The following is a 10,648-nucleotide window of genomic DNA, read 5'->3' as shown; positions in this document are numbered from 1 at the left end:
GCCTGGTTCCTTCTGCCCTGGGAAAGATGACGCAGCAACAGCAACCCATCATTGACGTGCATCTGCACGCCTACCCGGACGACCTGCCCATCCCCGCCGCGGTGAATCCCGCTACCGGCAAAGCCGTACAGCTCAAGGATGGAGCAGCTCATCGCGCCGCCTGCCTGGCAGAGATGAAGCGCCTGAATATCGTCAAGGCAGTCGTCAGCGGAGGAGACGGAGATCGTCTTGCCGCCGCGTATTCCTGGTGCAACGCGGAGCCGAACAAGATCATTGCCGGCGCCGGCGTGCGTGGCTCCGCCGATACTCCCCTGCCGGAGTTGAATGTACTCCGCAGTGCGTTCAAGGACGGCCGCCTGCGCGTACTGGGAGAGGTCACAACACAGTACGCGGGAATTACGCTCGACGACCCCAAGTACGCTGCCTATCTGGCACTGGCTGAAGAGCTGGATATCCCGGTAGCGCTACACACCGGCACCATGCCCCCGGGAATGTCGTTCGATCCATGCTGCCGCACTGCACGCGCGCGCCTGGGCGATCCCATTCTGGTGGAGGAGGCGCTCAACCGCTATCCCAAGCTTCGCCTGAACCTGATGCATGCCGGCTGGCCGTATCTCGACGACACCATCTCCACCTTGTTCCACTATCCGCAGGTCAATGCCGACCTGGGCGCCATCGACTGGCTGCTTCCACGCGCGGAGTTCTATCACTACCTGCAGGCGCTGATGCGGGCCGGCTTTGGCAAGCGGCTGATGTTCGGCACGGACCAGATGTACTGGCCGGAAGGCATCGCCATGGCAGTGGATGCAGTGCAGTCCGCTCCGTTCCTCAGCGCGGATGAGAAGCGTGACATCTTCTATAACAACGCTGCCAAGTTCTATCGGTTGAGTTGATGAGGTAGCGAGTACATGAAGGTCGCAAAGCAGGATCACACGATATCCTTCTGAGGTTCGTGCGCGTCAAACCGCCGAGGCCTCTGGAGTAACGAATGAATCGCTGCTATCTCGCTGCTGTCCTTCTGCTTGCCACAACAGCGTTCTCACAGATACGGGAGAACGCTGCCCGCTTCGTCACCTGGCAGCCGATGGACGTATCTTCCTTTGAAGACGGCTACAAGCGCCACCTTGCATGGCATCGTTCCGCGTCCGATCCGTGGACATGGTATGGCTGGACCATCATCTCCGGCGACCGCTATGGAGCCTTCATCGACGCCACCATGTTTCATCAGTGGACCGACTTCGACAACCCCGTCAAGCCGGCGGAAGATGCGGCCGATAACGCCATGAACGTTCTGCCGTATGGCCAGATTCGCTCTGTTGTCAGCTATGAGGTGATGTCGCCGCTGACTGTTTTCCGGCCGCAAGACATCGAATCGTACCCGCTGTTGAGCTTCTTCACGTTGCGCCTGCGCCCCGGAGCTGAAAGCGCCTTTGAGCACGCGGCCATCGGCGTGATGCGCGGCATCGGTGGGCCGCATGCCATCCTGCGGCCGGTTACTGGAGCGACTGATTATCTTCTGCTGCTGCCGGCACGCAACAGCATCGACCTGCCGGAGAACGCAGAGATCTTCCGCCGGCTGGTTGCAGCCATGCCGCAGGATGCGGTTGTTGACACACGCCTGGAGCTCGCACGGTTTCGGAGAGATATGAGCTACTGGCCGCAGTCGTAGGCTGGGTTTTGGGTGCACTCCCTAACCGTGTTCGACACGCGCCTTGATATCCGCATACGCCGCCTCGATCAGCCTGTTCAACACAGCGGTGTTCGCTTCCATGCCCGGCCTCAGCTTCACATGCCGCATGAACCTGCCCGTACCCTTCAATAGCCGCGCTGGATCTGGCAGCGCTGCGCCGTGAAAGAATCCGATGTTGACATGCGCGGCGAAGACATTGACGTAGCCAAAGGGAGCGTCACCCAGACACGCGACCGGGCAGCCGTCGTGCAGGAGCTCGCGCACTTCGTCCCCACACTGTCGCATCACCTCAAACCACTTCTGCGCGATGGCGCCTAGCTCTCCGCGATGTTTGTTCATCCATGCATCGATGGCAGCATCGCGTTCCACGGCGCCATCGAATCGCAGTATCTCCGCCTTCATCGGCGCTCCATTCGCTTATCCTTCAATCTATATAGCAGCAGTGAAGAGTTGAAGCTAAAGCCGTTCCCGTAAGCAAAAGCCTATTCGAGCTTCGCTCGAACGTCCCACATATGCTTCGCATATATGGGGCACCCGGTGTATGGCTATCTCGAACTTATCAACTCATCTTTTATTTGATGGATGCCAGGCCTTGGTATTCGAGCTGCGGATACCAATTGCCGCCGCGGCCTGCCGGGGTAAGGTCGAGGATGCTCCATAAAATATCGGCATCGGGAGCTCCGCGCGGGTCCTGACCGGGGTCGGCCATCTCGCCGCTCATCTCACCGCTCCAGAAGTGATGGATCGTGCCATTACGACTCGTGAAGACACTCATGCCGGGAACATCACCATCGTCGGCGCTGACATAGGTACGGGTGTAGTCGCCCCTGGTATCGGAGTAGAGCTGCAGATTCCTCCAGCCGCGATCGTCTTTGAACTCTAAAAGCCGTTCGATGGGCGAGCGTGCGGTGACGGCGAGAGCGACCCGTTCGCGAAGGTTCCTGGCCGTGCCGTCCCAGGTGGTGAGCATGGCGGTACACATCGGGCACGCCCGCTCGCGTTGCGGGCCGAACATCATGCTATAGACAACCAGAGTGTCTTTATCGCCGAAGAGCTGTGAGAAATGCACCTCGCCGTTTGGCCCCTGGAAGGTATAGTCTTCGGGGATCGCACCTCCGAGGGGCAGTGCACGGCGGAGCTCGGCAACGCGTTCGATATTGCGCCGAAGCTCAATCTCCTCTGCAAGGAGAGCATTGCGAGCCTGGCGGTATTCGGGGCTTTCGTTGGGAAAGTGCGCTTGGTTCTTTGCCGCAAGCGCCGTTGCGGGAGTGAGGCGAGGATCGTGGACCATCCGCTTCTCCTTGGGGTGAGGTCACGTGCCAGCACACATTCTAATCACCCTGCGCGTCGGTTTGTGCCGGACCCATCAGACCCGGCGAACGTGACTACAATGGAGGGAACTGTTTATGGCAAACGAAGACATCCGGAACACCACTCCCGACCCCACCGACACACCCGAAACCGCTGACGAGTCCACGGAATCCTTCGGCGCGCTTCTCTCGCAGTTTGAGAAGGAACATACCGGTCGATCGAAGTCAGAGCCCTCCCAGAAGGAAGGCATCGTGGTATCGATCTCGCCGGAGTCTGTGTTTCTGGATATCGGCTTCAAGGTCGAAGGCGTGCTGCCGCGCTCGGCCTTTGACAACAACGCTGATGGCGTCGCCGTGGGAGACCGCTTCCCGGTCTCGGTCAAAGGACGCAACGAAGAGGGCTACTACGCGCTCTCGCGTTTGAAGATCGATGAAGACGTCGTCGTGGACCGCCGCGTCATCCTGGAAGATCAGGCGCGCCAGCTTCAGCAGCAGCGATACTCCGAAGTACGCGAAGGAGAGATCGTCACCGGTCAGGTTCGCAGCCTTGCCAGCTACGGCGCGTTTGTCGATCTGGGCGGCGTGGATGGGCTGCTGCACGTCAGCGATATCGCCTGGCAGCGCATCGGCAGCCCCGAGGAGGTCCTTCAGGTCGGCCAGCAGGTGCAGGTCAAGGTTCTAAAGGTGGATGCCGACAGCAAGCGCATCTCGCTCGGCCTGAAGCAACTGCAGCCTGAGCCCTGGGATACAGCCGCGGAACGCTACCCCCTTGGCCAACGCGTCAGCGGCATCGTGAAGCGCATTGCCGATTTCGGCGCCTTTGTCGAAGTAGAGCCCGGCATCGAAGGCCTGATCCATATCTCCGAGATGTCGTGGGTCAATAAGGTGCGCAAGGTCAGCGATCTGCTGAAGCTGCATGACACGGTGGAGGCAGTCGTCCTCGGCATCAGTCCGGCGGAGCGCCGTCTCTCCCTTGGCTTGAAGCAGGCACTCGGTGATCCGTGGGCTGCTGTTCCGCAGAAGTATCCTGCCGGTTCCGTGATTGAAGGACCAGTCACGCGGCTGACGAAGTTCGGCGCCTTTGTGCAGCTGGCCGAAGGCGTGGAAGGTCTGGTGCACATCAGCGAGATCGATGCAGAGAAGCGCATCAACCATCCGCAGGATGTGCTGAAGGTAGGAGAGATCGTCAAAGCCCAGGTGCTTGCCGTCGATATGGAGAAGCGGCAGATCAAGCTGAGCATCAAGCAACTGATTCCTACTCACCTGGATGAGTTCTTCACCGAGCACACGGCCGGCGAGACGGTCTCGGGCCGCGTGATCCAGCAGAGCGGAGACCATGCCGTCGTCGAGCTTGGAGAAGGTATTCTCGCCGACTGCACTGTCTCTGCCAAAACTGAGGCTGCAACATCCAGCCCGACTGCTCCGGCACTCGACCTCTCGGCCTTGAGCTCCATGCTGAATGCGCGGTGGAAGGGCGATACAAAAACATCCGCCTCGCAGGCGCAGCCGTTTCAGGTAGGACAGGTGCGCAAGTTCACCATCGCAACGATGGACGCTGCCACGAAGAAGATCGCGCTGGAGCTGGTGAGTTAGCAATCACAGGAAACACGGAGGAAGGTTATGGCTCCAGATCGTCACGCGAAGGTAGAGTTGTTCCACAACCTGCACGTGCGGCCTGGAGCCTTCATCCTTCCGAATCCATGGGATGTTGGCACCGCGCGTCTGCTTAGTCGTCTTGGGTTTGAAGCGCTGGCGACCACCAGCATGGGTTACGCCTTTTCGGTTGGACAGAAAGACAACACGCTGAGCCGCGAACAGGCGATCTCTCATATCGCTTCCATTGCGGCCGCTACCAACCTGCCGGTCAATGCAGACCTGGAGAACGGATTCGGAGACGCCCCTGAGCAGGCTGCGGAGACTATCCGCCTGGCTGCCGACGCCGGTGTCGCTGGCGGCTCCATCGAAGATGCGACCGGAGATGCTGCGAATCCTATTTATGCACGCGAGCTCGCTACGGAGCGTGTGCGTGCAGCCGTAGAAGCAGCACGGAGCGTTCCGGGGGGATTCGTCCTTACTGCTCGCGCGGAGAATTATCTGCATGGTCGGCCTGACCTGGCCGATACCATCGCGCGACTGCAGGCGTATCAGGAGGCCGGTGCCGATGTGCTGTATGCCCCCGGCCTTCGCACCAAAGAGGACATCGCATCCGTGGTGTCGTCGGTCGATCGTCCGGTGAATGTGGTGATGGGTCTGCAAGGAGTACAACTCAGCCGCGAGGAGTTGGCTGCGCTTGGCGTAAAACGTATTAGCGTGGGCAGTTCGCTTTATCGCACAGCGCTCGGCGCGTTTCTGCGCGCGGCGCATGAGATGGCTGGGCCAGGAACCTTTACGTTTGCGGCGGATGCGGCGAATCCGAAAGAAGTAGCTGCGCTGCTGACGGGCGAAGAACTCAGATAAGCCACGCTCGAACTTTTTGTTTGTCATTTCGTAGCGACCATAGGGAGCGGAGAAATCTGCTTCTCTACCCATACCGTTCAGGGCGACAACTACTGACGGATTATAGGGCGGGCCTTCAGCCCTTTAACATCTTATGGGCATTGAAACCTGGGGCGTTGCCCCAGGCTGGTATGGAACGCGCCTTCAGCGCTTATCCTCCGGTGTACCGATATCCCGGCGGCCTGCTGGCTGAGTAAAGGGTCGCGGAGAAGTCCGCTTCTCGCCCATTCTCTCTACCGGGGTGCCCCGCCCTCGCAACGCCAGGGCGGGTAAGGAAAGCCACAGCTCTTACTTCTCCCCAAGTTTGCCTGGAGCAAGCTGCTGCCGGAGTTGCACAAAATCGCCCATTCGAGCTATGTGGTGAAAAGCCGTATCAGCCCGGAGCACGGCAAGCACAAGCTGCTCTCGCTGACCGCCGCCGGGAAACGCACCTTCAAGCGGATGAACGATGGCACCGAGTCGCAGATCGAGACGCTGCTCGCGCCGCTCAGCGCCGAAAACCGCAAGCGCCTGGCAAAGGGTATGCGGGAAGTTCAATCTCTCCTTCAGCCAAAGCCTGCATCGGCAGAGGACGTGCGGCTTCGTCCCCTGAAGGTGGGTGACCTGGGCTGGATCACGCATCGTCAGGCGGTTCTCTACACGCAGGAGTACGGCTGGGACTGGACCTACGAAGGCCTGGTGGCCCAGATCCTCGGTGAGTTCGCCGCAAACTTCGACGCAAAACGCGAGGATGCATGGATTGCGGAGCTGAACGATCAGGTTGTTGGCTCCGTGTTCCTGATGAAGACCGACGATCCACAAGTCGCGAAGCTGAGGCTGCTTTACGTCGACCCGGCTGCCAGAGGTCTGGGGGTCGGCTCACGCCTGGTACACGCCTGCATCGAACGCGCACGCGAACTGGGATATAGCAAACTCACACTCTGGACCAACGACATACTGGTCTCAGCCCGCAAGATCTATCAGGCCGCCGGCTTCACCCTGCAGGGAGAAAACCGCCACCACTCTTTCGGGAAGGATCTGGTCGGCCAGACCTGGACGCTCGATCTGAAGAAGTAGTCGGAGAACTTCCGGCTCAGGAAGATTGAAGACTGTGCATTCTCCGCTTGACACCCCTAAACATCTAGGCTTAACGTACTCCCCATACCTAGTTACTTAGGGGAGGCGGCGTGGCGAAGAACGACTTGCAGGGGACGCTGGATCTACTGGTCCTGAAGACGCTCTCACAGGTCAGAGAGATGCATGGCTACGGAATTGTGGCTCACATTCAACAGGCATCGGACGATCTGCTTCGCGTTGAGGAAGGGTCGCTGTACCCGGCGCTGCATCGGATGGAGCAACAGGGATGGATCGCCGCGGACTGGGCCATGACCGAAACAAACCGCAAGGCGAAGTACTACAAACTGACCGCTGCGGGGCGAAAGCGCCTACAGGAAGAAGAGAAGAACTTTGAGCATCTGGTGAAAGGCGTACGCGCCATTCTGCGCTACGCGTGAGGTGAAGCCATGTCGCTGCTTCTACGTATTGCGAATCTCTTCTCTCGATCGAAGGTGGATCGGGAGATTGATGCCGAACTTCGTTTCCATATCGACATGCGGATCGAGGAGAACGTGGCTCACGGCATGTCGGCGGAAGAGGCGCGGCGCGACGCCCTGCTGCGCTTCGGCAATCTGTCGAGCACGAAGGAGAATGTCACCGGCGCAGATGCTGCATTGACGCTCTACAGCGTCTGGTCGGATATACGGTACGCAGGCCGGCAGTTGCGGAAGAATCCCGGGTTCTCCTCGACGGCCATTCTTGTATTGGCGCTGGGCATGTGCGCCAGTGTCGCGATCTTTGCCTTTGTCGATGCAGTACTGATCCGGCCGCTGCCCTATCAAAGTCCGTCACGGCTAGTTGCGTTGTTTGAGAGCACATCGCTAGGACCTCGTTYTCATCTGTCGTATCTGGACTACCTGGACTGGAAGCGACAGAACAAGGTCTTCGATTCGCTGGACGCATACGACAATCGATTCTTTGCCTTGAGCACAGCGACAGGGACACAGCGGGTGCCAGGCGCTGCAGTAAGCTCCGGCTTCTTCCGCACGCTGGGCGTTGCCCCCATTCTTGGGCGCGATTTTCATGATGGCGAGGATACTCCGAGTGCTCCGCGCACCGTAATGCTGAGCTATGCGGCGTGGCAGAACCGCTACGGCAGTCGCGAGGATGTGGTGGGCCAGGCGGTCACCCTGGAAGGCGTTCCGTATGTCATCATCGGCGTTCTGCCGCGGCAGTTTCACTTCGCGCCTGCGGGACCGTCGGAGTTCTGGACATCGCTTCATGAGTCCTCTGACCCAAACAATCGCGGGGACCATGGATTGTGGGCGATTGCGCGCCTGAAAGACGGAACGACGCCGCAGACGGCCTCCGCCGACATGAGCTCGATCGCACAGCAACTGGCGAGACAGTATCCGGACTCCGATGGCGGGCGCGGTGCTACTGTCCTTCCGTTGTCCGAGCTGATCGTCGGCAATCTTCGCCCCATTCTTCTGCTGCTGTTGAGCGGAGCGGTATTGCTGCTGTTGATTGCCTGCGTGAATGTCTCCGGCCTGATACTAGTTCGTTCGGAGAACCGCCGGCATGAGATCGCGGTCCGCGGCGCGTTGGGCGCGTCGCGTATGAGGCTCATCCGCCATTTCGTCACGGAAGGAGTTTTGCTCGCCGCCGCAGGAAGTGTTTTGGGGGCCGCCGCTGCTTACGGTGCAATCCATCTCCTGTTGAGACTTGTGCCGGCGAACATGCTGGAGGGGATGCCTTACCTGCGTGGACTCGGGCTGAACCCACACGTCATCGGTTTCGCCGTAGCGACCGGCCTGGCGATGGCAATTCTGTTTTCTCTCACACCTGTACTTCGCCTGTCATTGATTGACCTGCGCGCCGGGTTGGTGGAGGGCGGCCGTGGCGGCGCCAGGACGGCATGGAAACATCTCGGAGCGAATCTCGTGGTATTGGAGCTATGTACCGCGATGGTGTTGCTGGTAGGAGCGGGATTGCTGGGCAAGAGCTTCTATCGATTGCTGCATGTCGATATCGGCCTGCAGCCGGATCACCTGGCGATGATAGGCCTGAGATCGCCGCACTTCCGCTATGCGAAACCCGAGCAGATAGTTGCCTTGACGCGGCGTGTGATGGAGGAGACAGGCAGGCTGCCCGGAGTGCAATCGGTAGCAGTAGCGCACCAGGCGCCCGTGGCGAATGTGGCTGGAGGCAATACAGCCTTCGAGATCATCGGCAGGCCGCAACATGGAACCGTCTACGAAGCCACCAATCGCCAGGTTGGCGAGGGTTACCTGGCCACCATCCAGGCGCGGCTGGTGCGGGGACGCTACTTCACCGGGACGGAGGATGCTTCGAAGCCTCGCGTGATGATCGTCAATCAGACCTTCGCACAAAAGTATTTTCCCGGGGAAGATGCGATCGGCAAGCATATTCGATACGACGCATCGTCTCCCGTGATCGAGATCGTCGGCATTGTGGACGACATCAAGGAAGGACCGCTCGATGCTGAGGTTCAGCCGGTACTCTATACCCCGTTCAACCAGGAACCTGACAACGCCCTCTGCCTCGTCGTCAGGACAGTTCATGCGCCGCAGGAGTTATTGAAGTCACTGGAAGGAACGGTGCGCGGGATCGATTCCGACATTCTGACCTATAACGCTGAGACGGCGGAAGACCGCATCCATAACCTGCAGTCGACCTATCTTCATCGCTCCTCCGCATGGCTTGTAGGCGGATTCGCGGCGATGGCGCTATTGCTGGGCATCGTCGGTCTGTACGGCGTGATCGCCTACTCGGTAAGCCAGCGAACCCGCGAGATAGGAGTGCGTATGGCGCTGGGCGCGCAACGCAACTCCGTCTACCGGTTGATTCTGAAGGAGGCAGGCAGGGTGATGGCCCTCGGCATTCTGAGTGGAGCAGTCTGCTCGGTGGCCACAGCGTGGATGATGCGAAAGCTGCTGTTCGCTACAGCGCCGTGGGATGCGGGCACGCTCGCCGCTGTGGCGGTGATGCTTGCAGCTTCAGCACTGCTCGCCAGTTATATCCCGGCACGACGGGCTGCTTCGGTCGATCCGGTCGAGGCACTGCGCTCTGAATAGCTCCTGGATGTGAAACCGTCAGATTGACGGCCATCGTCCGGCGGAGCTGTAGAATTCTCTTCGATGAAGCGGACCCTCGCCATTGCCGGCTCAGCAATCTTCCTGGTCATTGCGCCGGGAACGGTTGCGGGCTACATCCCCTGGTGGATCTGCCGGTGGCATATGCAGGAGCCACTGGCCGGATTCTTTGCGTTTCGAATTCTCGGAGTGTTGCTGATGGTCGCAGGGCTCCCTGTCCTGCTGGATTCCTTCGCACGCTTCGCGATGCAGGGCTTCGGCACGCCTGCGCCGATCTTTCCAACACGCCAGCTCGTCGTCAGCGGTCTCTATCGGTATGTGCGAAATCCTATGTATGTAGCGGTCGCGTCGTTGATTCTGGGCCAAGGGTTGTTCTTTGGCAATCTCCGCGTTCTTGAATACGGCATTGCAATCTGGGCGGCATTCCATCTCTTTGTTCTCGTCTACGAAGAGCCCACCTTAAGAAACACCTACGGCTCTGCGTACGACGTCTTCTGTGCCAATGTCCACAGATGGATTCCACGTTTACGCCCCTGGAAGCAGAGCAACCGGAACGACGGTTGATTCTTTGCCTGTGAAGCTCAAGGTAGTTTGCTGGTTAGCAGGTTAAACTCCACACTTGGTCCTATCGGTATAGGAGTCACCACCCCAGATCCAGGATTCGAATTGAAGTCGATCCGGTAAATCGTCCCTCCGCTAGGCTCCGTTTTGTTCGGGTCGCCGCCCGGTGTGGGATGAATATTTCCATCCTTATCCACGGTCCAATCTGGGGTCTTTGCAAACCTCAGGTGATTAGGGTTCAGGGTGAGGCTCCCGGTCACGATGTCTCCCGTCCCAAAGGTGTATACATCGGCGGTCCAGTATTCCGGCGGATTCGACGGAGGGTAAACCTTCTCAGTGATGCAGCCCTGACCGACTGCATTCTGCATATTAGCGGCTTGAGCTGAGTATTTCGGCGAAACCTTCGCGTTCGGTTCCCGGTTCCCTGCACTCTCACACGA

Annotated in this window: 11 protein-coding genes; 8 read left to right on the top strand and 3 right to left on the bottom strand. The window is 59.3% G+C overall.

Features of this window, described 5'->3' with window-relative positions; translation table 11 throughout:
• A partial coding sequence (locus AB4043_RS14830) for an amidohydrolase family protein (RefSeq protein ID WP_442307390.1) occupies positions 1 to 893 on the top strand: 893 nt, incomplete at its 5' end.
• A gap of 95 nt (positions 894 to 988) precedes the next feature.
• On the top strand, positions 989 to 1,669 hold the full coding sequence (locus tag AB4043_RS14825) for a hypothetical protein (protein WP_442302864.1): 681 nt from the start codon (positions 989 to 991) through the stop codon (positions 1,667 to 1,669).
• A 21-nt stretch (positions 1,670 to 1,690) separates the two neighbouring features.
• On the opposite strand, the gene AB4043_RS14820 is transcribed toward AB4043_RS14825, so the two are convergent.
• Complete coding sequence (locus AB4043_RS14820; RefSeq protein ID WP_442302863.1) at positions 1,691 to 2,092, bottom strand: DUF1801 domain-containing protein; 402 nt, start codon at positions 2,090 to 2,092, stop codon at positions 1,691 to 1,693.
• Between the two features lie 169 nt (positions 2,093 to 2,261).
• On the bottom strand, positions 2,262 to 2,981 hold the full coding sequence (locus AB4043_RS14815; RefSeq protein ID WP_442302862.1) for a DUF899 family protein: 720 nt from the start codon (positions 2,979 to 2,981) through the stop codon (positions 2,262 to 2,264).
• 115 nt (positions 2,982 to 3,096) lie between these two features.
• Between AB4043_RS14815 and AB4043_RS14810 the strand changes: the two genes are divergently transcribed.
• The 6 genes from AB4043_RS14810 (at position 3,097) to AB4043_RS14785 (ending at position 10,211) form a co-directional block, all read left to right on the top strand.
• Positions 3,097 to 4,593, top strand: a complete 1,497-nt coding sequence (locus tag AB4043_RS14810) for a S1 RNA-binding domain-containing protein (RefSeq protein WP_442307389.1) — start codon at positions 3,097 to 3,099, stop codon at positions 4,591 to 4,593.
• A 27-nt stretch (positions 4,594 to 4,620) separates the two neighbouring features.
• Positions 4,621 to 5,457, top strand: coding sequence for an isocitrate lyase/PEP mutase family protein (locus AB4043_RS14805; protein ID WP_442302860.1), 837 nt, complete (start codon positions 4,621 to 4,623; stop codon positions 5,455 to 5,457).
• Between the two features lie 399 nt (positions 5,458 to 5,856).
• Positions 5,857 to 6,552, top strand: coding sequence for a GNAT family N-acetyltransferase (locus AB4043_RS14800; RefSeq protein ID WP_442307388.1), 696 nt, complete (start codon positions 5,857 to 5,859; stop codon positions 6,550 to 6,552).
• Between the two features lie 110 nt (positions 6,553 to 6,662).
• Positions 6,663 to 6,989: a PadR family transcriptional regulator gene (locus tag AB4043_RS14795; protein ID WP_147650028.1), complete on the top strand. Its 327-nt coding sequence runs from the start codon at positions 6,663 to 6,665 to the stop codon at positions 6,987 to 6,989.
• A gap of 9 nt (positions 6,990 to 6,998) precedes the next feature.
• Positions 6,999 to 9,629, top strand: coding sequence for an ADOP family duplicated permease (locus AB4043_RS14790; protein WP_442307387.1), 2,631 nt, complete (start codon positions 6,999 to 7,001; stop codon positions 9,627 to 9,629).
• A gap of 63 nt (positions 9,630 to 9,692) precedes the next feature.
• Positions 9,693 to 10,211 (top strand): methyltransferase family protein, encoded by a 519-nt coding sequence (locus AB4043_RS14785; protein WP_442302857.1) that lies wholly within the window; start codon positions 9,693 to 9,695, stop codon positions 10,209 to 10,211.
• Positions 10,212 to 10,228: 17 nt separating this feature from the next.
• On the opposite strand, the gene AB4043_RS14780 is transcribed toward AB4043_RS14785, so the two are convergent.
• Positions 10,229 to 10,648, bottom strand: a 420-nt coding sequence (locus AB4043_RS14780; RefSeq protein ID WP_442307386.1) for a hypothetical protein, incomplete at its 5' end; no start/stop codon positions are given.

It is taken from the genome of Terriglobus sp. YAF25 (assembly GCF_052113305.1).
Classification (GTDB): domain Bacteria; phylum Acidobacteriota; class Terriglobia; order Terriglobales; family Acidobacteriaceae; genus Terriglobus.
Note: the sequence above shows the minus strand (reverse complement) of the source record. Positions and strands in the feature narration are given on the sequence as shown.